23 protein-coding genes are annotated in these 22,528 nt (G+C 54.4%); 16 read left to right on the top strand and 7 right to left on the bottom strand.

Going from position 1 to position 22,528, the window contains the following annotated elements; all coding sequences use genetic code 11:
• A partial coding sequence (locus tag HQL65_14390) for a hypothetical protein (GenBank protein MBF0137423.1) occupies positions 1-269 on the bottom strand: 269 nt, incomplete at its 3' end.
• Positions 270-372: 103 nt separating this feature from the next.
• The gene (locus HQL65_14385) at positions 373-1,575 is read right to left on the bottom strand and encodes a tyrosine-type recombinase/integrase (protein MBF0137422.1); all 1,203 of its coding nucleotides are present in this window, start codon (positions 1,573-1,575) and stop codon (positions 373-375) included.
• Positions 1,576-1,930: 355 nt separating this feature from the next.
• Between HQL65_14385 and HQL65_14380 the strand changes: the two genes are divergently transcribed.
• The 10 genes from HQL65_14380 (at position 1,931) to HQL65_14335 (ending at position 12,298) form a co-directional block, all read left to right on the top strand.
• On the top strand, positions 1,931-2,059 hold the full coding sequence (locus HQL65_14380) for a hypothetical protein (GenBank protein ID MBF0137421.1): 129 nt from the start codon (positions 1,931-1,933) through the stop codon (positions 2,057-2,059).
• A 327-nt stretch (positions 2,060-2,386) separates the two neighbouring features.
• Positions 2,387-4,555: a regulatory protein NosR gene (locus HQL65_14375; GenBank protein ID MBF0137420.1), complete on the top strand. Its 2,169-nt coding sequence runs from the start codon at positions 2,387-2,389 to the stop codon at positions 4,553-4,555.
• 90 nt (positions 4,556-4,645) lie between these two features.
• A complete protein-coding gene (gene nosZ / locus HQL65_14370) occupies positions 4,646-6,583 on the top strand; it encodes a TAT-dependent nitrous-oxide reductase (GenBank protein ID MBF0137419.1) in 1,938 nt (645 codons plus the stop codon).
• A gap of 14 nt (positions 6,584-6,597) precedes the next feature.
• Positions 6,598-7,974, top strand: a complete 1,377-nt coding sequence (locus HQL65_14365; GenBank protein MBF0137418.1) for a nitrous oxide reductase family maturation protein NosD — start codon at positions 6,598-6,600, stop codon at positions 7,972-7,974.
• 75 nt (positions 7,975-8,049) lie between these two features.
• The gene (locus tag HQL65_14360) at positions 8,050-8,973 is read left to right on the top strand and encodes an ABC transporter ATP-binding protein (GenBank protein MBF0137417.1); all 924 of its coding nucleotides are present in this window, start codon (positions 8,050-8,052) and stop codon (positions 8,971-8,973) included.
• A gap of 178 nt (positions 8,974-9,151) precedes the next feature.
• Positions 9,152-9,979 (top strand): ABC transporter permease, encoded by an 828-nt coding sequence (locus tag HQL65_14355; GenBank protein MBF0137416.1) that lies wholly within the window; start codon positions 9,152-9,154, stop codon positions 9,977-9,979.
• Positions 9,976-10,521, top strand: coding sequence for a nitrous oxide reductase accessory protein NosL (locus HQL65_14350; protein ID MBF0137415.1), 546 nt, complete (start codon positions 9,976-9,978; stop codon positions 10,519-10,521). Before HQL65_14355 ends, HQL65_14350 begins: the two co-directional genes overlap by 4 nt.
• A 114-nt stretch (positions 10,522-10,635) precedes the next feature.
• Entirely contained in the window at positions 10,636-10,896 is a 261-nt protein-coding gene (locus HQL65_14345; GenBank protein MBF0137414.1) for a type II toxin-antitoxin system Phd/YefM family antitoxin, read from the top strand.
• Positions 10,893-11,282 (top strand): type II toxin-antitoxin system VapC family toxin, encoded by a 390-nt coding sequence (locus tag HQL65_14340; GenBank protein ID MBF0137413.1) that lies wholly within the window; start codon positions 10,893-10,895, stop codon positions 11,280-11,282. The genes HQL65_14345 and HQL65_14340 overlap by 4 nt, the downstream gene beginning before the upstream one ends.
• Before the next feature lie 32 nt (positions 11,283-11,314).
• Complete coding sequence (locus tag HQL65_14335; protein ID MBF0137412.1) at positions 11,315-12,298, top strand: SPASM domain-containing protein; 984 nt, start codon at positions 11,315-11,317, stop codon at positions 12,296-12,298.
• A 250-nt stretch (positions 12,299-12,548) separates the two neighbouring features.
• Here the strand turns inward: HQL65_14335 and HQL65_14330 are convergent, their stop codons facing one another.
• From HQL65_14330 to HQL65_14315, 4 genes are all read right to left on the bottom strand, one after another.
• Complete coding sequence (locus HQL65_14330) at positions 12,549-13,211, bottom strand: cytochrome b/b6 domain-containing protein (protein ID MBF0137411.1); 663 nt, start codon at positions 13,209-13,211, stop codon at positions 12,549-12,551.
• 3 nt (positions 13,212-13,214) lie between these two features.
• The gene (locus tag HQL65_14325) at positions 13,215-13,661 is read right to left on the bottom strand and encodes a cytochrome c (protein MBF0137410.1); all 447 of its coding nucleotides are present in this window, start codon (positions 13,659-13,661) and stop codon (positions 13,215-13,217) included.
• 35 nt (positions 13,662-13,696) lie between these two features.
• Positions 13,697-13,909, bottom strand: coding sequence for a CDGSH iron-sulfur domain-containing protein (locus tag HQL65_14320; GenBank protein MBF0137409.1), 213 nt, complete (start codon positions 13,907-13,909; stop codon positions 13,697-13,699).
• Between the two features lie 323 nt (positions 13,910-14,232).
• Positions 14,233-14,847 (bottom strand): pentapeptide repeat-containing protein, encoded by a 615-nt coding sequence (locus HQL65_14315; GenBank protein MBF0137408.1) that lies wholly within the window; start codon positions 14,845-14,847, stop codon positions 14,233-14,235.
• A gap of 313 nt (positions 14,848-15,160) precedes the next feature.
• Between HQL65_14315 and HQL65_14310 the strand changes: the two genes are divergently transcribed.
• A complete protein-coding gene (locus tag HQL65_14310; GenBank protein MBF0137407.1) occupies positions 15,161-16,318 on the top strand; it encodes an SPOR domain-containing protein in 1,158 nt (385 codons plus the stop codon).
• Positions 16,319-16,380: 62 nt separating this feature from the next.
• On the opposite strand, the gene HQL65_14305 is transcribed toward HQL65_14310, so the two are convergent.
• Positions 16,381-16,782 (bottom strand): response regulator, encoded by a 402-nt coding sequence (locus HQL65_14305; protein MBF0137406.1) that lies wholly within the window; start codon positions 16,780-16,782, stop codon positions 16,381-16,383.
• Between the two features lie 425 nt (positions 16,783-17,207).
• Here HQL65_14305 and HQL65_14300 point away from each other — a divergent pair, with 425 nt between their 5' ends.
• The 5 genes from HQL65_14300 (at position 17,208) to HQL65_14280 (ending at position 22,515) form a co-directional block, all read left to right on the top strand.
• The gene (locus HQL65_14300) at positions 17,208-19,373 is read left to right on the top strand and encodes a hypothetical protein (GenBank protein ID MBF0137405.1); all 2,166 of its coding nucleotides are present in this window, start codon (positions 17,208-17,210) and stop codon (positions 19,371-19,373) included.
• 583 nt (positions 19,374-19,956) lie between these two features.
• A complete protein-coding gene (locus HQL65_14295; GenBank protein ID MBF0137404.1) occupies positions 19,957-20,979 on the top strand; it encodes a N4-gp56 family major capsid protein in 1,023 nt (340 codons plus the stop codon).
• A 219-nt stretch (positions 20,980-21,198) separates the two neighbouring features.
• Positions 21,199-21,708, top strand: coding sequence for a hypothetical protein (locus HQL65_14290; protein MBF0137403.1), 510 nt, complete (start codon positions 21,199-21,201; stop codon positions 21,706-21,708).
• 80 nt (positions 21,709-21,788) lie between these two features.
• On the top strand, positions 21,789-22,295 hold the full coding sequence (locus HQL65_14285) for a hypothetical protein (GenBank protein ID MBF0137402.1): 507 nt from the start codon (positions 21,789-21,791) through the stop codon (positions 22,293-22,295).
• A 61-nt stretch (positions 22,296-22,356) separates the two neighbouring features.
• Positions 22,357-22,515 (top strand): hypothetical protein, encoded by a 159-nt coding sequence (locus HQL65_14280; GenBank protein MBF0137401.1) that lies wholly within the window; start codon positions 22,357-22,359, stop codon positions 22,513-22,515.
• The last annotated feature ends 13 nt before the right edge of the window (positions 22,516-22,528 follow it).

Below are 22,528 nucleotides of genomic sequence, written 5' to 3'. Positions count from 1 at the left end.
GTGGCCGGTCCCCATTGGTGGAGCCCGTGTTCTGCTCCCCAGGCCCTTGCTGACTCCGCTGATATCTCTCTACTGTAGAAGTCTGATTTATCTTTTTCGTTGTACTCTTTTCTGAATACAAGTCCGACAGCCTTAAATAGCTTTGCACGGATTTCGTATACGAGTTTCGGTTGTGGTGTACTTTCACGGTAGTGTTCATCAGGATCCATTCCTGCCAGAAGCCAAGCAGCATCCAAAACCGTAACGTAATCCATCCATTTGTTCAGCATGAACGCTTCCTTTCCAAGCGACCTTTCGTGAAGTAGCCCGGCCAGGGGGTGAAAGGATTCCCCTTTTCCGTTGGCCGACGTAGGCCGGGCATTCGATGACGGGTCAACCTTCCCGCCGCAGTGGAATCACGTTCTCAGCCTTCCCGCCACCAATGCCACCGGCTTTCAGCATGGCATCAACTGCGGTTCCCACGGATGCCCTTACCGGGTCGATGTTCAGCCTGGAATAAATCATCGTGGTGGTAACGTTCTTGTGGCCCAGACTCTTGCCGATGATTGCCAAACTGGCCCCGGTCATGGCCTGCCATGATCCAAGGGAACGGCGTAGATCATGAATCCTCAAATCCTCAATCCCTGCCCGTTCCAGAATCCTTGCCCATGCGGTTTTAGGCTCGACAAGGTGACCCGTGACCCCATGCCCTGGAAAAACCCATTCATTGCCCTGGGAGGCATCTTTTCTGGTCTTGAGAATATCCACCACATGGCCAACCAGGGGGATGGTGATCGGGTCGCCATTCTTGGTGTCAACAATCCGCCATTCGGAACGTTCAAAAGATATTTGGTCCCACCGCATGGCCTGGACGTTGGCCCGTCTTGCCCCAGTGAGGAGAGAGACTAAAAAATAATCTCTGGCCGTTTCATTTGGCTCCTCAGCCACGGCCTTGAAGAAACGGGGAAGCTCATCACCCTGGAGAAACCGTTCCCGGCTTTTTTCTTTGAACTTGGTTATGCCCACAGTGGGATTGCCACCGCTCCACAAACCCCATTCCACCGCTTTGCCGAACATGGCAGACAACAACGCCACAAGTCGGTTTGCTGCATATGGCCCGTTCTCTTGGCCAATGCGGGCATGAAGGGCTTGCACGTCTTCCCTCTTGATTGCTGTCAGTTTTCGATTTTTCCAATGGGTAAGGTATCGGTCGAACTGCTCCTGGTCTCCCTGCCATGACCGTTTGTGGGCTTTGGCATAGCGCGTCAGGAATGCCTGGAACAATTCCTCCAGGGTCAATTCCCTTTTTGCCTCCCTGGTCACATCAGCCGGGTTTTCCCCAGATGCAATAGCCGCATTGGCTTGGGATGCCCGTCCCCTGGCTTGTTCAATCGTCATATCTGGAAATCGGCCAAGGGTGATCCGTTCTGGCCTGCCATTGATTTTGCGATACAGAACGAACGTCTTGGCACCACCAGCAGTCACCCGCAGGGTCAACCCCTTCACGCCTGTGTCATGGTAGTAGACTGCACCGGTAGCGGATGGCTCCAGTGCCTCAAGGGTCTTCTTGGTGAAATTAAATTTTTTCTCGCCCATTTCATCCTCTCATGGTTGCTACCCTGTTGCTACCCCGTTGCTACCCTGTTGCTACTTTTGGCGTGGATTTCGGGTTATTTTCGGGTAGCAACAGTGATGAGAAGATGGCAGGAATCCAATGTATTGTCAAGCAATAGTTACGATTAATTATCAGCGGGCATCATGCAACCTTGAGACTTTTAATCTGTGGGTCGCTGGTTCGACTCCAGCACGGCTCACCAATAAAAACAAACAATGACGGCCACTCGCAAGGTGGCCGTTTTTGTTTGGTGCGCCAGGCAGGTGTCAATCTCGACATACTGAATGTCGCGGCTGGCACAAAAAATCGGGGACGAACGGGTATTGGTGTCTGAAGGTGGCGTCCAGAAATGTGGAACGTCTGAAAGGCAAGATACGGGAAGAGATTCGGAAGGGGCGAGGCCGTAATCTTGGATGGATAGCCACGACACTCGCACCGATTTTGCGGGGCTGGATCGATCATTGACTCCTGCCCGATCCGGTCGTGCAATCAAAAATAATTTATTTTTCTTGATCTGGATCAAATGTATTTATTCGCTTCCTCGTCATGATATCCCGAAGTTTGTGACATGTTGCTCCAGAGAGCCTGAGAGCAGGATGACTGGTCTGGAAGGCATGAGAACAGGGTGGCTGTTTACAGGTGCTGTTGATGGACCTTCATGAACCATGGTCACCAATAATAATAAACAAAGAGGCAACAATGCGAACATGGTTTATTCCATGCCAAATCACTCCCCCTGGCAGGTTGTTTTCTCATCGATGTATTTTTTTGGTGTTTCTGTTTATTTTTATCATGTTGTCGAGCGATGTAGTCCAGGCCCGGTCTTTTGGTGCCTACCTGGTGGATTTTCAATGGTCCGAGGTCTTCCCCGGCGCTGACCGGTTTGGCCCCAAAGAGGGAGATCCACCCGCCGTAGCCGCCTACAAGGGAGATAAACTCCTCGGCTATGCGTTTGTAACCGCCGATGCCGTGAGTTCCATCGGCTACAGCGGCAAGGCCATCCGCGTGGTGGCCGGGATTGACCTGCAAGGCAATATCGTCGGCGTCAAACTCATTGAACACCACGAACCCATCCTGCTCGTGGGAATCCCGGAAGAAAAATTGCTCAATTTTGTCGAACGGCACCATGGGCTGAATGTCCAGGAAACCCTGGCCAAAGGGTCCGGCAGCAGTTATGACGCCATCAGTGGAGCCACGGTAACCGCCATCGTCGTGCGGGAAAGCATCCTGCGTGGCGGCATGAAAATTTTGCGGACCCGCAATCTGGCTGGTCTCTCCGTATCCCAGACCACTGCGGAGAAAATTGAACTTGCTCCCCCTCCCTTTACCCCACGCACCTGGGATGACTTGTTGGGCGATGGTTCCATCCGGCGTCTGCTCCTGACCAATCGCGATGTCAACGCCGCCTTTGCCCGGCAAAAAGTCGAGCGGGCCGATTTTGACCCTGCCCCCGATCCCGACTCGGTCTTCATTGATCTTTATGCCACCCTCATCACACCGGAAAGCATCGGGCGCAATCTCCTCGGTGAGGCTGAGTATGGCAATCTCATCCACTGGCTTGCCCCAAACCAACAAGCCATCCTCCTCATGGCCAACGGTCAATATTCGTTCCGGGGTTCCGGCTTCGTGCGCGGGGCCATTTTCGATCGCTTCCAATTGCAACAGGGTGATGCCAGCATCATTTTCCGGGACAAGCACTACCGACGCCTGGGAACCCTGGCCCCGGCGGATGCCCCGGACTTTGCCGAGGTGGCGTTGCTCAAAATTCCCGAAGAAACCGTGTTCGATCCCGCCAAACCGTGGCGTATCGACCTGCTGGTTTTCCGGGCAACCGGAGCCATTGAAAAAAAATTCACCGTCTTTCAGTTGCACCATGCCTTGCCGGAAATTTTTCTGAAACGTACCACCGTCCCCGTTTCCGGGACCCATGCTTCCACTCCGGGTGCGACATCGACAACCGGTGTGGCATTCCCTGAAGAGACATTCTCTTCCGAACCCGCCATCTGGAAAAAAATCTGGCGGGATCGGACCGGATCCATCGCCATTCTGTGCGCGGCCATGGGCATCCTGACCTGGATCTTTTTTTTCCAGGAGTGGATTGTGCAACGTCCCCGGCTCTTTTCGCGCCTGAAATACGGTTTTCTGTTCTTTTCGCTCTTCTGGATCGGATATTACACCCAGGCACAATTGTCGGTGGTCAACGTCTTGACCTTCGTCAATGCCATGTTTACCGGGTTCCGTTGGGACTATTTTCTTCTGGAACCATTGATTTTCATTCTCTGGGTGGGAGTGGCTGTCTCTCTTCTTTTCTGGGGTCGGGGGGCGTTTTGTGGCTGGCTCTGCCCCTTCGGTGCCATGCAGGAGTTGATCAACAAAGGTGCCCGCTTGCTGAATGTCCGGCAAATTTCCATCAAGTTTCGCTGGCATGAACGCCTCTGGACCATCAAATACATGATCCTGTTGACCCTGTTTGGCGTGTCGCTGCACGCCATGGCCATGGCGGAACATTATGCCGAAATCGAGCCGTTCAAAACGACCATCTTGTTGAAGTTTCAGCGGGAATGGGAATATGTCTTCTATGCGGTCGGCCTGCTGGCCATCAATGCTGTCATCTATCGCTTTTTTTGTCGGTATCTCTGTCCGCTCGGGGCGGCCCTGGCGATTCCCTGCCGTCTGCGCATGTTTGAATGGCTCAAGCGCCGCCATCAATGCGGATCCGAGTGTCAACTTTGTGCCCAGGAATGCCACATCCAGGCCATTCATCCCGAGGGACATATCAATCCCAATGAGTGTTTCTATTGCATGGATTGTCAGGTCATCTACTCCGACAAAACCCGCTGCCCACCCCTGATCCAGCGCGAAGGAAAACGTCTCCGTCGCCAGGAGTTGAAAAGTAATCTGGCCAGAAAAAATCCGACGGATAACCAGAAAAATTCGGCGGATAACCAATCCGTATCCTGAACGTTCGTCTGTTCATTGGAACAATATCAACTTGAAAACAATATCAACTCTTTCTTCACAAACAAGAAAATAACAAGACAGGAGAGAACAATGTCCGAAGAGAACAAATCGGGTTTGACACGGCGCGACATGCTCGGCAACACCATCAAGGCCGCCGCCGCTGGTGGTCTGGCCAGAATCACAGGACCGGCACTGCTGGGCGGGGGTGCCCTGACCGCCGCCGGTCTGCCCATGATGGCCCTGGCCGATGACAAGAAAAAAGGGGAAGTTCCTCCTGGGCAATTGGATGAATATTATGGCTTTTGGAGTGGTGGCCACTCGGGTGAAGTGCGGGTGTTGGGCCTGCCGTCCATGCGCGAATTGATGCGCATCCCGGTGTTCAATCGCGAAAGTGCCACCGGCTGGGGACTGACCAATGAAAGCAAGAAAATTCTTTCTGAAGGTTTGACGCCTGAAACCAAGGAATTTTTGAAAAAACAGGGCATGGTCACCTACGACCATGGCGATACCCATCATCCCCGCATGTCCTACACCGACGGCACTTACGACGGGCGCTACCTGTTCATCAACGACAAGTCCAATACCCGTATTGCCCGTATTCGCATCGACATCATGAAGACCGACAAGGTGTTGGAAATTCCCAACGCCCATGCCATCCACGGTCTGCGTCTGCAACGCTATCCCAAAACCGGCTACGTTTTCTGCAACAGTGAAATGCGCATCCCACTGCCGAACGATGGCCGCGACATGAAAGATCCCAAAAAATATGTGGGAATCTTTTCGGCGGTGGACGGCGATACCATGAAAATGGCCTGGCAGGTCAAGGTTAGCGGCAACCTGGACAACTGCGATGCCGACTATAAAGGCAAGTATGCCATTTCCACCTGCTACAACTCGGAAGAAGGCGTCACCACCCCCGAAATGACCGCCGCTCCGGCTGACCATGTGGTAATCTTCAACATCAAGGCCATTGAAGAAGCCGTCAAGGCCGGCAAGGTGGAAATGATCGGCGGCGTGCCGGTGGTGGATGGTCGCAAAGCGGCCAAATCCCAGTTTACCCGTTATATCCCGATTGCCAGCAACCCGCACGATGCCAATGCCGCCCCGGATGGCAAATATGTGATCGTCAGCGGCAAACTCTCCCCCACGGTCTATGTGATTGAGTGGGACAAGGTGGATGAACTCTTCGCGGGCAAGATTGGCGAAAAGGATGTCATCGTGGCCAATCCCGAGGTGGGATTGGGACCCCTCCACACCACCTTCGACGGCAAAGGCAATGCCTATACCTCCGTGTTTCTGGACAGCCAGATCGTCAAGTGGAACATTGCCGATGCCATCAAGCAGCACAAAGGCGAAAAGGTCAATCCCATCCGGCATAAGCTGGATGTGCATTATCAGGTTGGCCACACCAACGCCTCCATGGCCGAAACCAAGGAAGCCGATGGCAAATGGCTGGTGGCCCTGTGCAAATTTTCCAAGGACCGGTTCCTCAACGTCGGTCCCCTGAAACCGGAAAATGACCAGTTGATCGACATTTCCGGCGACCAGATGAAGCTCGTCCATGACGGTCCCACCTTTGCCGAACCTCACGATGCCATCATTGTCCATAAGTCCAAGGTCAATCCAGCCGAAGTCTACAAGATGGATGATCCCATCTTCGCCGACCTGCATGCCATGGCCAAGCAGGATGGCGTGGTCCTGGGCAAGGAGAGCAAGGTGATCCGCGACGACAAAACCAAAAAAGTCAAAGTGTACATGCTCAGCCATGCCCCGGATTTCAGCATCACCGAATTTACCGTCAAAAAGGGCGATGAAGTCACGATCATTGTCACCAATATTGACAATATCGTCGATCTGACCCATGGCCTGACCGTGGTGGGACACAATGTGTGCATGGAAGTCGGTCCCCAGGCCACATCGTCGGTCACCTTCAAGGCAGATCGGGCCGGCGTGTGGTACTATTACTGTCAATGGTTCTGCCATGCCCTGCACATGGAAATGCAGGGCCGCATGCTCGTGGAAGCGTGATTGTTCACGCATCCATGATCGTTTGGCAGCCCAGCCGTGCAAGACGGGCGACCAGGGTTTTCCTGGCCGCCCGCTTTTGTGGCGACAGTCGTGTTGGATGGATGGCCGGGATCTTTTTCCTGGCTGCCCTCCCGTTGTATACGGGTGCGGCTTTGGCAGAGGTTGTCGTCACCCCGGGTGAAGAAAATCTGCGTCAGGCCATTGCCCGGGCAACCCCCGGCGAGACATTGCGTTTGCTGGCCGGGCGGCATGGGGCCGCCGTCATCGATAAATCGCTCACGCTCGTGGGTGCGCCCGGTGCCACGGTGGATGGCGGTGGCCAGGGCAGTGCCCTGATCGTGACAGCTCCCCATGTGGTGGTGCGGGGCCTGACCTGCGTGGGATCGGGTGATATCGAAACCGACCTGAACAGCGGCATCCTGGTTCAGCAGACAGCCGCCGGGGCAACCATCGAAAATAACCAGGTCATGGGCAATCTGTATGGCATCGCCATCCAGGGTCCGCCCAATGTGATCGTTCAACACAATGTCATTGCCAACCGCAATGATCTGCGCCTCAACGAGCGGGGCAATGGCATCAATATCTGGAACTCAAAAGGCTCGGTTTTTGCTGATAATCGCATCGAGGGGGGACGGGATGGCATCTACATCCACACCGCCCATGGCAACACCATTCGTGGCAATCACATTACCGGCCTGCGTTTTGCCATACATTACATGTATGCCAACGATAATACCGTAAGCGGTAACGTTTCCATGGGCAATTCTGTGGGTTTTGCCTTGATGTATTCCAAGAATCTTAAAATATTGAATAATATTTCGCTCAAGGATCGGGATCACGGCCTGATGTTTCACTCCTCACACAATTCGGAACTGTCCGGCAACCTGGTCAAAAACACCCATGACAAATGCACCTTCATCTATACCTCGACCCACAATACCATTCATGACAACCATTTCGAGGGGTGCGAGATTGGCATCCATTTTACGGGTGGAGCGGAAAAAAATGTGATTTATGGCAATGCCTTCATCAACAACCGGACCCAGGTCAAATATTCGGGCATGGTTCATTATGAATGGTCCCGGGAGCATCGGGGTAATTATTGGAGCGACAATCCGGCCTTCGATCTGGACGGGGATGGCGTGGCAGATGTAGCCTATCGTCCCAACACCTTGATGGATCGAGTTTTGTGGAGCTATCCCCTGGCCAAACTGCTCCTGTCCAGTCCGGTCATGGAAATATTGCGTCTTGCCCAGAGCCAGTTTCCCTCGCTCAATCCCGGGGGGGTCGTGGACAGTTGGCCGTTGATGACGCCGCCGCCGTTGCCGGTGGCGCTGCCTGCCCACCTGGCAGACAAACGCCCACAGCGTGATGCTGCAAGTGGGTCTTGATCATCCTCCCGGCCATGGGCATGGACTCTTCGAAAGCCGCAACCATGATCATGGCCCGCAAGTGAGTCACGCCTGATGAGTGATACCGCCTTTGTCGTCGAACATGTGGTCAAGCAATATGCCCGGCACCGTGCCCTGGATGGGGTGACCTTGAGTGTGCCGTCCGGGGTTTGCGTGGCCTTGCTGGGTCACAATGGTGCCGGCAAAACCACGTTGATGAAGCTTTTGCTGGGTTTGACGCAGCCCACTGCCGGAACAGTGCGCGTTCTGGGTGAAAACCCGGCCCTGGCGGCCATGGAATTTCGGCGTCAAATCGGCTTTTTGCCGGAAAATGTCATTTTTTATGACGAGCTGACCGGTCTGGATACCTTGCGCTATTATGCCCGCCTCAAGGGAGAGGATGTGCGCCGTTGTGCCGCCTTGCTGGAACGGGTGGGTCTCACCGAAGCCAGCACCCGGCGCGTCAAAACCTACTCCAAAGGGATGCGGCAACGTCTGGGTCTGGCCCAGGCCTTGTTGGGGCAGCCGCGCCTGTTGTTGCTGGATGAACCCACCACCGGCCTCGATCCCCTGTTGCGTCAGGAGTTTTACCGCATCATTCAGGAGTTGCGGCAGGCCGGGGTGACGGTGTTGCTCTCGTCGCACGTTCTCACCGAGTTGGAGGCCCGCACGGATCTGGCCGTGATTTTGCGCCAAGGTCAAATCGTGACTTTTGGTACCCTGGATGCGTTGCGCCGGCAGGCCAATCTGCCGGTCCGCTTCCGCCTGACAACCTCCTCTCTCGATGAAGTCGTGCGGCTGTTGGAAGGGCTTGCCTGCGAACGGCTGGCCGGGGCATTGCTGGAAGTCACCTGCACCGTGCCCGATAAAATGGCAACCCTGCATCGCCTGATGCAATTGGGGCACATGGTGCAGGATATCGAAGTCCAATTGCCGACTCTGGATGATGTGTATGTTCATTTTGGCCATGACCACAGGGTGCAGGCGCAGGGCGTGTGACCGGACCCTGTTCATTCCTGGCCACGACCACGGGCGGGGTGCAGGCGCATGAAGCTTGATCAAATGGTGCAGAGCCTTGTTTCGGATCCTGTCTGAACATGCCTGGTTTGCTCTTGTGCCGGGTTGGCGGTATGCCTGATTTTGCAGGTTTTACAAGGGGCTTTTTGGAGAATATGCGATGAATCCGGTGCGTATCCTGGCCGGCAAGGAGTTTCGGGACGCCTTGCGCAATCGTTGGGTGGTCAGTGCCACCTTGCTGCTGGCCGGTCTGGCCTTCGCGTTGGCATTTCTGGGCAGTGCCCCGACCGGGGGCGTGGGAGCCAATCCCCTGGCCGTGACCGTGGTGAGTCTCGCCAGTTTGACCATTTTTCTCCTTCCCTTGATCGCCCTGATGTTGGCTTACGATGCCCTGGTGGGTGAACGGGAGCGCGGTACCCTGCTTCTGCTCCTGACCTATCCCGTCACCAAAAGCCAGGTGTTGCTCGGAAAATTTCTCGGTCATGTGGGCGTTTTGGCTCTGGCGACGCTTGTGGGATATGGTGCGGCGGGGTTGGCGGTCGGGTTGTTGGGGTCTGGAGCGGATTCCCAGAGCTGGCGAGCTTTCGGTGCCTTGCTGGGGAGTTCGGTGTTGTTGGGTGGAGTGTTCATCGCCCTGGCGTATCTGATCAGCGCCCTGGTACGCGAACGGGGAACGGCAGCCGGGGTTGCCATCGGGGTCTGGTTGCTGTTCGTGGTCCTGTATGACATGGGCCTGCTGGGAATCCTGGTGGCCACCAAGGGACAAATTCATGAAAATGTGTTTCCCTGGTTGCTGCTGGCCAACCCGGCTGACATCTACCGTCTGTTCAACCTGACCACCTTTGAAAACATCCGCACGTTCTCCGGCCTGGCCGGCTTGAGCGGACAGGTTCATTTTTCTCCCGGTTTTTTGCTGGCTGCCTTGCTGGCCTGGATGGTTTTGCCGCTGCTGGGAGCCGTTTTTGTCTTCAAGAGACGGGAATTATGAACAGAATCCATCATGACACCCTGTCGCAACGGCACTGGTTGCTGTTCTGTTTCACTCTGCCGCTGCTGCTCCTTCTGGCCGCCTGCGGCTCCCCGCCGGACAAGCCTCCTGCGGCCCGGAATCCCGACAGCGATACCGTTGGCTATTATTGCGGCATGAACCTGGCCGAACACGTCGGTCCCAAAAGCCAGATCCATGTGGCTGGAGAGGCGGGGCCGTTGTGGTTTTCCTCGGTGCAGGATGCCTTTGTCTATCAACAGACTGAAGGAGCAACACGACGTCTTCTGGCCTTTTATGTCAACGACATGTCCCATGCCGATTGGCAGCATCCGCAACCCGGTCCATGGATTGCTGCCCAATCGGCATGGTTTGTTGTAGGCTCACGGCTGAGTGGCGGCATGGGAAAAACCGAAATCATGCCGTTCGGTGACCAGGCCGCAGCAGAAAAATTTGTGCAGCAATTTGGCGGGCGTGTGGTACCCTTCACCAAGGTGACCCAGGAGAATATGTATTTACCCGGGGAGGAGCAATCCGCAAAATAGCCTGTTGTTTACAGATCTCTGCCATGTTTTTGCACTTCATTTCTGGATTGGACTAGACTAGACTGGATTGGACTGGACTGGACTGGACTTGGTAAATGGTCTGCGGAGTCATGAATCATGATTTTCAATATCCACGAAGCCAAAACTCACCTTTCGCACCTTGTCCAAAGAGCGATTTCAGGCGAGGAAATTATTGTCGCCAAGGCTGGAGAGCCTCTGGTCAGGCTGTTACCTGTCCATCATCGATCCGAACCTCGTATCCTTGGTTCCTGGACGGGGAAAGTTCATGTAGCAGAAGATTTTGATGCGCCCCTTCCTGACGACATGCTTGATCTGTTCCTCAAAGGATCCGTGGAGCCTGAGCAGGGAAAATGAAATATTTGCTGGACACTCATATTTTCCTCTGGAGTCTTTCCAATGTTTCCCGGCTTTCCTCAAAGGTACGAGATACCATTGCCTCTCCTCAGCACAAGGTATACGTCAGTGTCGTTTCTGCCTGGGAAATTGCCATTAAAAAAGGTCTGGGTAAATTATCGGTCCCAGACAACATGGAAGAAGAAATTTACCGTTGTGGTTTCTCAACACTGTCGGTGACCTTCGATCAGACGGAGGTCCTCGCCGCCTTGCCACAACATCACCGTGATCCGTTTGACAGAATGTTGATTGTGCAAGCCATGACTGATCACCTTACTTTGATTACGGCAGATCCCATGTTCAAGGCTTACAGCGTAAATCTTCTGTTTATGAATTCGCAGACATGACCTGTGAATGACCAGATAATGATGAATTTGCCATGAACAAACGCACCAATCCCTTTGATCCGATTTATCGAATAGCCAACAACGGCAATCTTGCGGAAAAATTGCAAAATCTGCCGGAATTTCCGCATTATATCGACCTTGAACTGACCAACACCTGTGATTTTCGTTGTCTGATGTGTCCGACCGGGACCCATTTGCAGCGGCGGGGCAAGGGGTTCATGAGCGATGCCATTTTTTATCGTCTTCTGGATAGCGTTCGGGAGCGGCGCACGCCGTTGCGGTTCATTCGCTGGGGGGAACCCACACTGCATCCGCAATTGATCCCCTATCTGGAGGCAACCCATGCCGCCGGCATTTTGACCCACATGAACACCAACGGCAACAATCTGGACGATGCCCTGATGGATGCCATATTGGCGATCCCGTTGGATTGCATCAAATTTTCATTCCAGGGCGTGGATGTGCCAAGCTATCGGGAGATGCGCAACATTGATTTTTTTACCACGTTGATCGAGCGCCTCAAAAAATTGCACACCAAACGGGGGGATCGACCGGCACCTTTCATCCAGATTTCCACCACCGTCACCTATGAAACCCGTGAACAGATCGCGGCATTTCGGCAACTGGTGGCTCCCTATGCGGATCTGGTCAGTGTGGGGCGGACCACCCTGGGGCATCTGGATACGAGCAAAATGAAATGTTCGGCTGCCGACAAGGAGACCTTGTTGCGTTTGCAGACCCAGGAGTCGGTGGTCAAAAAGCACAAAATGTGTCCGGAAGTTTTTGACAAGCTCTCCATCAACTGGGATGGAACGGTCACCGCCTGTTGTGCCGATTATGACAATTTTATGACTATCGGCAATCTGGCGACCGAATCCTTGCAGGAAATCTGGCACTCGGCCAAAATGCAGCAGTATCGGGTGTTGCTGGCGGATATGCGGCATGCCGAGTTGCCCTTGTGTCGGACGTGCTATGATTTCATGGGTCTGGACACACCCGGATTGCAGGGAACGTAAAATCCCGGCTGGTGGTTGGCGGGGAAGGAACTCAGGATTGCAGGAAACACAGGGGAGAGCAGCCAGCATGGAGAACAATGCCGACGCCGGAAAAAAACCTTGCCCTGCCTGTTGGGGAACGGGGAAACGGTGCGCCAAATCCGAGTGTTGTGGTGCCGAACCGGACCATTCCCCCTGTCCGGAGTGTTACGGAACCGGGTGGCTTGCCGCATCCGATCCACGGGCAAGTTCTGTGAGCGGATCCCTTACTCTACCATTTCCACACCTGAATCCCCAGCCAAACGAATAAAATACTCGCAACCAGGACCGGCAGGGCCAGCCAGGGAGATTGCATCTGTGCCGAGGCACCGGGTGGAACTTTTTCCAAGGCTTTCACGCCTGTCAACATGGGGAGGATGAGATTGTCCTTCTTGCGCAACAGGTGAAAAAACACCCCACCTAGATGCAGGATGATCATGCCCGACAGCATCCAAAAACCGATGCTGTGCAAAGTGGTGAGCCTGCCGGCTGTGGCTTCATCCAGAAGATGATGCAAGGGACCGGAAGCCATGAGATCATCGCTGGCGAACAGGCCGAACGTACCCTGAAACATCAAAAGAGTGAGCAGACCTGCCACGGACCAGCCGCCAGCCGGATTGTGCCCAAGAAAATAAGGGGCCTCACCGCGCAGCAAGGAGCGCAGGTAGTTGGATACGGTGGACCAGCCGGTCAGAAACGTGGCAAAACGCGCCGTCGAGGAACCGACAAAGCCCCAGCCCATGCGAAACAAGAGCAAAGTCAGAATGGCATAGCCGTTCCAGATGTGCCAACGCAGCCGCAGGTCGCCAAACTGGTGGGAAATCCAGGCATCCAGAACCAGAATCACCAGCAACCAGTGACACAATCGGGTCGGCAGATCCCAGGTGGGAACCAAGAGCTATTTACTCTTGAAATCGTCGTGGCAGGCCTTGCACGCTTCGCCCAGTTTTTTGAAGGCGGCCAGAGTGACCTGTTTGTCGCTTCCCTGGGTGGCCTTGACAAGTTCATTGGCGGCTTCAAAGGCATTTTTGCCAAGCTGCTTGAATTTGTCGTTGTTGGTCCAGATTTCCGGCTTGGCTTTGGTCTCGCCCTTGTCGGAACCGGGAGGAAAAGAGTTGCCCATGTGACTGAAACCATCCACGATGCCCTGGGCATGGAAGGTCAGATCCTTGGGCGCGGCAAAGTCCAGCAACAATATGGATTTGAGTGCCTTCATGTGGCCGCCGGCAATGCCATAAATTCCCTGGCGATGCACGATGGCAGGATTGCTCTCTTCAGCAAGGAGAGGGGCGGAAGAAGAGAGGAAGGTGGCCACAATGGCCAGAGAATAAATGGTTTTTTTCATGGGATATTCCTCGATTGAGTTGCGATTGGTAAACGTCATTTTTTATGTGAACCATCACAATGGGGTGCGTTGCGGGTGTGACCACACTGGCAAATCGCGACTTCCCCGGCCTGTTTCAGGATAACCTGTCTGGGGCTTTTATCAGACCCCTTGTGCGAACCGTCACACAGGTGCCCCTTTTGGCTTTTTCCACACATGCAGAGCCAATGTTCACCAGCAGGAAGTTTGACCATTTTGGGACCGGACATACACACTCCTCCAGGGTTTGAGTTGCAAAAACGTTATGGGTACGGAGGATAGATCCTTTCCAATATTTCGTAAATCACATAATAATAAAAACATTGTTGCGATTTTGGAAACAATCGCCAAACCCAAATCACCATAAACCCATTTGCTCCAATAGGTTTCAACCAGGCAGGGTGGTATGGCCTCCGGCCCATATGGTCCTTGTCGGAACGCCGTCGCCGATCATCGAAAAGTCATTGAGCAGGGTGCCCATCTCTGGAACAAGGCGGGTGTGGATGGACGAGACCCGGAAAACAACCCGTTGGTGGAATTGCTTTGGAGCGGGTCAGGTGCGAATGGCCTGGGAAAGATCCACCTGGGAAAGATCCACCTGGGAAAGATCCACGCCGGTCAAATCCGTACCCTTCATGATGGTTTCCTGCAGAATGGCACGATGCATGGTTGCCCGGGTCAGGATGGCTCCGGACAAATCAGCCAGTTCAAAATCGACGCTCTGCAATCCGGCATCGGTGAGGTTGGCCCGAATGAGATTGGCCCGGGTCAGGAAAGCATCGGTCATCCTGGCCCCGGTCAGGTCTGCCTCTTCCAGATTGGCCTTGGTGAGATCCGCCCAGGGTAATCTGGCCTGTGTCAATCTGGCCTTTTTCAGGTTGGTCGAAAACATCAAGGCATTGGTAAAATCGGCCTGGTCCAGATCGGCACCGGTGAGATCGGCAAGGGAAATATTGACCTTGGTCAGCTTGGCCTGGACCAGACATGCCCCGGCCATCTCTGCACCCGAAAGACACGAATCGGTAAAATTGGCTCCGGTCAGGTTGGCACCTTTCAGATTGACCTTGGCCAGATTCAAGTCCGACATGTCCAGACCGGAAAGATCAACTCCCTCCAGTTCGGCACCCGCCTTGAGTTCAATATCCTTGTAGATCAAGAGTTCCCGCATGGATCCTCTCCCAGGAATGGCCACTTTCGCAGCACGTTTCATCGCCAATCTGTACCGTTTGCGACATACCCCCTCATATGCGCTTGATTTGCCGCCACTCTGCACCGTTTGCGACAGGCCCCTTTTCTATACAGGTGCGCACGCCCCGAGACAATGATACACTTTACAGAATGGCCTTTTTTTGAGAATAAATATTTTTGAGAATTCCTTCCCGGAAATAAATGAAATGAATACCATGGGGAGGGAAGTGACCGTGCGATCTGAAATGACGGACTTGAATCGGGTCTGACGCCGTTCTGGAGGATGAAGCGACGTGGTATACCTGACGAATCCGAGTGCCGGACAGGGTGCAAAGCAAAGTCAAATCCGGGTGGGGAATTTTTCCTGGGCTTCTGTCAGGAAAATATTTCTGATCCTGGTGATGGGTGTGGTCGGTGGCTGTCTTCCCCCTGCCATGCCCGAGCCGCCTCCGGCCCCACCTCCAACCAAGTCAGCGACACGTCTTTTGCTCCATCCTTTTCAGGAAATCGGAGAACCAAAAGATCTGGACAAGGCGCGTGACCGGATCCAGAGCTTTCTCGTTGGCCGTAGTCAGGAACGCTTTGGTCTGAATTATTTGGAGACGGGTCCGACCGAGGCCGATCCCCGCACGCAAAGCGGCATGGAACGCATGACAGCCCTGGGAATCACTCATCTGCTCACCGGTCGCATGAAACCTCCACCCAACGGTTTCTTCCTGGTGGAACTCTACGAACCACCCCGTACCGAACCAATCCTGGTGCGTGATGTCCCTGTCGATAACGGAAAATCCCTGGAAGCCGTCGTCGATATGGTGATGTCTGAGTTGGAAGAACGCTTCAAAAAAGACCATGTCACCGTTTTGCTGGGGAAAAAACCCGAACAGACCGGTATGGCCTCAGCTCCGGCCAGCCTGATCCCTGGCTCCGAACGCACTCCTGTCAGTCAGTCGGCAGATAAGAATACCGCCAAAAAAGGCTCTCTCAATTCCAGGCGTTCTGATATAAACCAGGAACCTGGTGAGCATCCAGAAAAATCCGGTCTTGCCGGCAAATCATCTTCCGGTGGCAGCGCAACAAAATCGCCCCAGGATGCGCAGACGGCAGGCAAGGGGAGCGGTCTGGCGCTCGTTTCAGCCCGCAATGTTACCAGGCAATCCCAGGGAAAAACATCAGCGGAAGAGAGAGAAGAACAGTCCCAGGCCCAAGGTCAGTACCAGTTTGCCATTCAGGTTGCCGCTGCCCCGGCTGTCAAGGATTTTGAAAAAACCGCAGACCGGATCAGACAAAAAGGCTGGAAAACCCAGGTCCAGTCCACCCGCAACAGAAAGGGGAAACAGTGGTACTTCCTTTGGGTCGGACGCTATCTCAACAGGGAAAAAGCCGCCGATGCGTTGGCTGGTTTCAGGAAAAAATTCCGCGATATTCCAGCCTTCATCACGCCAATCGATTGAGGCCAGCCCGGCCAGACAAAAGCCGGAATCACAGGATGCATAAGTCGGACAGAAGGGGTCTTCTACGACTCGATCAAACCATATTCCCGCAGCTTTTCCAGGACCTTTTCCCGGAGAACGGGTTTGGTCAGATAATCGGTGCAGCCCCCTTTGTGGAAGGATTCCATCACGACCTGGGGTGAATCCAGCGCCGAAATCATGAAGATGGTCGCTTCTGCGTGGGCGGGGATGTCCATCTGCTTTTCCAGCTCCCGAATACGCCGCAAGGTCTCCTGACCATCCAACATCGGCATCATGATGTCCAGACAAATCAGATTGTAAGGCGTGTTGTCACCCAGTGCGTGTTCAAATACGGTCAAGGCATCGCTGCCATTGGCGACCATGTCGCACTGGCCGTAGGGTGAAAGAATTTTTTTCAGGAGCAGACGATTGTTCAATTCATCATCTGCGATCAAAATTTTCATGTTGCAACCTTCGCCATGGGATCTGTATGGATTGACCTCAACGCAGCAGCCTGTCCTCTCAACAATCCTGAATCCTGGATTGTATGTCAAGCTCAGAAACGATATGACCTTTCTGAATGGCATAAGACCACGGAAAAAGACCGAAAAAAAATGATTCCGAAAAAAAATTTGAAAAAATGCAAAATAGTTCTTGCAGGGGGGGCGCAAAACAGGCTATACAACTCACCATGATAGGCTTGCTGTTTACAGATTTTGGAGCCTGTGAATTCCTCGATTGATTTCGAACCATGAGTGACCGCATCTCCGGATGCGGTTTTTTTTTGCCTTTTTTGGACGCGATGATGCCGTTGATTGCGATCAGTTTGTTGATTTTTATGATTTTTTTTCTTGGACAGGACCAGCAGTTTCGCGGCAATGGAAGGAGCATGAAAGGGATGAAAAGCGGTGCGGTGGGATCACTGAAATATATGCAGGAAAGTCGGTACTACTCGGATCAGTTGGCCGAACTGGCCCAGGAACAGGTGCGAAAACGACAACAGGTGGAAGAGAGATGGCTGGAAGATTTGCGTCAGTATCACGGCAAATATGACCCGGTAACACTGAGTCAACTGGGAGAAAATCAAAGTCGCATATTCGTCAACCTGACCCGCAGCAAGGCCAATACAGCCGAGGCGCGTCTGGCCGACATGCTGTTTCCGACAGATGATCGCAACTGGGGGATCAAACCCACCCCCATGCCTGATATCGGGGATATGCAGGAGGATGAACCCCTGGTCAATCCGGAAACCGGAGCCATGATTCGTCACCCGGAGACCGGTCAACCCATGGCGCACGCCGAATTCCTGCGCCAGTTGCAAAAGGAGTCGCAGTTGCGGGCCGAAGCCATGCAACGTGAAATGGAAGATCAACTGGTGGAGTGCCAGTTTCTGGTTCATTCCCGAGCGGTCATTCATGATGCCGTGGTTCTGGGAACCGGTATCATGAAAGGCCCCATGGTCAATCTGCGCATTCGTCCCCAGGCCCAACTGACCGCCATGGGCATCAACACCATCCGCAAAGAGCGCCAGGAGCTGCGCCCCTATTTCGAAAGGGTGGACCCCTGGGGGTTTTTCCCCGACATGAGCGCCAGAAATGTGGAAGAGATGGAATTTGTGTTTCAAAGACACATCATGACCGAAAAAGAGTTGCGCTTTCTGGCCAAACGACCCGGTTTCCATGCCGACGCCATTCGGGAAATCCTGTTGGAAAAACCTCTGCGTGGTCGTCGAACACCCGGCTATCTGGCTGAAATCCGTTCCATTTCCGGATTGTCCAACCATGATGATGCCAGGCGTTTTGAAATCTGGGAATATCACGGGCCGCTTTCCGGTGACTATTTCAATCAGGATGGGAGCGGGTCAGAAGAACACTCTCTTCTGCAAAGCCTGCTTGCAGAAAATCTGGATGATCCGGAGAGTCCAGGATTGGTGGAGGGTGTGGTCTGGTTTTGTCAGGGGCGGATTCTCAAGGTTGGCATCAACCACCTGGATAGTGGTGAAATTCCCTATGCGGTTTTTTGTTGGGAGCAGGACGATGCCTGCCTGTTTGGCTTTGGGATTCCCTATCTGATGCGGGGGCCGCAGCGCGTGATGAATGCCGCCTACCGGATGATTCTGGACAATGCGGCCCTTTCGACGGGACCACAGATTGTCATGGATCGCGGGGCCGTGGAACCGGCTGACGGCGAGTGGCGGCTGACTCCCCGCAAAATCTGGTTCAAACAGGATCGGGGTCTCTCCGCCGGGGATGCCTTCCAGGCTTTTCACATTGATTCGCGTCAGCCGGAACTGGCGGCCATCTACAATCTGGCCCGGCAGTTGGCCGACGAGGAGACCAACCAACCCATGGTGGTGCAGGGTGATCAACTTCCGGCGGGAAATCAGACTGCCATGGGGTTGTCCATCATGCACACCTCGGCCAATGTTGTCCAAAGGCGGACGGTGCGCAACCACGATGACCATCTGACCCGACCGCTCATGCGGCGTTTGTATCAATGGAACATGCAATTCAACCCCAAACCGGAGATCAAGGGGGATTTTGAAGTGGACGCCCGGGGCTCGTCGGTCTTGATTGCCCGGGAGATTCAGGCCCAGCAATTGATGGCCCTGGCGCTCAATTTTTCGGCTCATCCGGTCTTTGGTCCCCTGACCAAGGCGGCCCCTCTTTATCGCAAGCTGGCCCAAACCAATATGTTGTCAGCCGACGAGTTCATCCTGACCGATGAAGAGATCCAGGCCAACGCGCAGCAGCTCCAGGCCAGTCAGCAGCAGGCGGCAGGCGCAGGCGAACAACAGACTGAACAGGACCTGAAACAAAAAGAACTGGCCCTGAAGGCGGATCAAATCACCATGCGGCGGGAGGAGTTGCAACTCGATGCCCAGGACCGGTTGCGTCAGCATCAACTGGAAATGACCAGGTTGCAGGGCCAGAATGAGCAAAAGATGGCGGAATTGCAGACCGACATCAATCTCAAGGGTATGGACATGAATGCCCGCGAAAAGCTCCAGGAGCGTGAAATCGGTACCAAATTCAAGTTTGGATCCGGTTTGTAGGGGCGGGGTTGAGCGTTCTTGCAAAAACACGGCAACGAATCAGGGTCGTGGCCCGATAGAGAATCAGGAATTCCAGTTTCTGCAATCCCTGATTCAGTGTGTCATGTGCGTGCTGCGTGACATGACCTTGGGCCTGTCCCGTAAAGGAACAGCACCCCGGTCTGTAAAATTAAAAGGATCATGAACTGGACGATCCATGACAGGGAAAAAGTCGCAACCGGCCCGGGGGTTGACGGGGAACCAGGACACGTAAAAACGTCGGGAGTGAGCGACGGCAAGAAATATCTCCTGGTACCCATGGCAGTGACAGGGTGCCGCCTGATCGAACAAGGAATTGCATCGGGGATCAGGCCGTGCCGAACGTGCCGCAGTGGCATGTCAGGAAAACTTTTCCCATCCAGCAGGGATGCCGGGTGCGGAAAGTTGTGCAGCAAAAAGGACGACCACTTGTGCCGGGTGTGGAAGGGGGCATGCCAGCCATGCCCGGGCTCCAGGGAAGGACCATTGACAGTTCGAGATGGTCTGGTCGGCAAGCAACGAACAGTCAATCGTAAACACAACAAATCAGTACCGAGGAAAAAAAATGGCTACGAGTGGAATGACATCCTACGGGGATATCAGCCAGCGGACGGCGGCCTGGGTTGCGGCCACCATGTTGGAACATGCGGACCCGATTCTGGTCCTGAGCAAGTTTGGTTTGATGAAGGAGGTGCCTCAAAACACAGCGGAAAGTGTCAAGTTTCGGCGTCCGGTTCCCTTTACCGCCGCCATCACGCCCCTGGTGGAAGGCGTGACCCCGACTGCCCAGAAAATGCAGTACGAGGATATCGCCGCCACCTTGAAGCAGTATGGTGCCCCCGTTGAAATCACGGACAAGGTGGCCGATGTCAACGAGGATCCGGTGTTGCAGGATGCGGCCACGTTGGCCGGTGAGCAGGCCGGCGAGACCATCGAGGTCTTGACCTGGGGCATGATCAGTGGTGGTACCAACGTTTTTTACGCCGGTACCAGCGATGCCAGCCGGACGGATGTCAACGATCCGGTCAGTCTGGGTCGGCAACGGTTGATCACCCGGTTTCTCAAAGCCCAGAAGGCGCGCCAGATTGCGCTCCGGATCGGGCCCAGCGATGGACAGGGAACGGAACCGGTGGCCGCGTCGTATGTGGCTTTGGGTCATACCGATCTGGAATCCGACATTCGCAACATGACCGGTTTCGTGCCGGTGGAAAAGTACGGTTCCTACAAGCCGACCTGTCCCCAGGAAATCGGCAAGGTGGAAGATGTCCGGTATGTCCTGACGCCGCACATGTCCCCCTGGGAAGGTGCCGGCAGCGGCACGCTCAACGGCATGAAGTCGGTGGGCGGCAGCAAGGTGGATGTCTATCCCATCATCTTCGTGGGACGTGGTGCCTACGGTTTGGTGGCCTTGTCCGGCAACCGGGATATCGAGCCGATGGTTCTCAATCCCGGCAAACCTTCCAAATCGGATCCTCTCGGTCAGCGCGGGTATGTCTCCTGGAAGACCTACTTCACTGCCGTGCGTCTGAACGAGGCCTGGATGGTGCGCCTGGAGTGCGGCGTGACCAGCAACCCAACCGGAACCTGAGCTGATTTCGGTACAACAATCTGCCTGCTCCTGGTTGTTCAACCTGGGCCGGGCATCTTGCCAACCACAACCGGGGGACCGTCAGGTCCCCCCTCTTCTGTCGTCGTCAACCACAACCGGGGAGCCGTGCGACTCCCCTTGTTTGTCCAGAAAATCCGGGGATGAAATCCCCGCTTCCAAAACCTGCCTGGGTTGATACCCGGGCTACAAGGAGTGAACATGAGCGTTTCCATCTCTGATTATACCCGTCATGCCGACCTGCAAACTTTGCTCGGGGTTTTTCTCACCGACATGCAGACCCGGTGTTTGAAAAAAGCCGGTTTGGCCATTCACGGGACCAACAGGGAGAATGTTCTGACCGCCAATGCGGTGGACTTTATCATCGACAACCAGTTTTACACCCTGGCTGCCCAAACGGAAATCGACATCAGCGCCATTTCCGGCTACACCCCGACAACGCAGGCCACCGGCAAGAGTCGGTGGTATTTGTTCTGTCTCAGCACGGCCAGTGCCCTGTCGGTCGTGGAAGGGAGTGTGGCAGCTTCAGCCGAGGCGGCCTTGATGCCGGATCCGGGAACGACGGTCTGTCCATTTTGTGCCATCCGCGTGGTCAATGCCACCGGATCCAACTTTACCCTTGGCACGACCGCCTTGAACACCGCCAACATCACGGCAACCTATGTCGATCTGGCCCGGCCGCTCTCCGGATCGAGTGCGATCACCACCTGAGTCAGCAAACTTTCCAACCCTCATGGTTGGGCGGGCGGGGAAGCATCCCCGCCCGTTTTTTTTTGGAGGAGTCAGCAGTCATGAACGTTACATCCACGCCATCACACACAACAATTCGTCTGGGCCGCATGGCCGATCTGATTGCCCTGGGCCATTTGGTGGAAAAGGCGCATCAGGAGAGCCGATACCGTGATTTGCCACTTGATCCGGGAGCCTTCAAGCGGGATTGCATGGTGGCCATGCGCAGTCCCAGACAACAGGTCTGGGTCGCCGAGCGCGAAGGAGAACTGGTCGGTGCCCTGGTGGCGATTACCGACAAGGTCTATGGCTGGAGTCCCGCCCGGGTGGCGACCGATATTTTCTTTTATGTCTCCGAAGTTGGCATCGGCTGTGGGGCGATCCTGTTGCGCAGATTCCTGCAATGGGCAGCATCGTTTCCCGATGTGGTCATGGTGGTCCTGCAAACCGGCGTTGGCATTCGAGACGATGCCAAAGTGGAAAGGCTTTATGAGGCTTTCGGTCTGGAAATCACCGGCCAGATCTACCAACTGTGGTTGCCGGGCCGCAAGAGATTTCCTCTCCAATAATCTTGCTTCAGTTGCGGGATTATTGTTATCATGCACAATCATTTGTGAACGGGGTCGAACCATGTCAGCACGCAAGTACAACAATGAAATCATCAACCACAAAGCCGTCAACCAGCTCAGGCACGGTATGCGACAAATCTGGCGGGAAAAAGAAAACTTCGGCAAAAGCGTGGCCGCCTGGCGTCTCTACAAGGAGTTGAAAAAAATTCTCGGATCTTGATCTGATTTTTGTC

It is taken from the genome of Magnetococcales bacterium, assembly GCA_015228935.1.
Taxonomy (GTDB): Bacteria; Pseudomonadota; Magnetococcia; order Magnetococcales; family DC0425bin3; genus HA3dbin3.
This window is presented reverse-complemented; position numbering and strand designations above follow the sequence as displayed.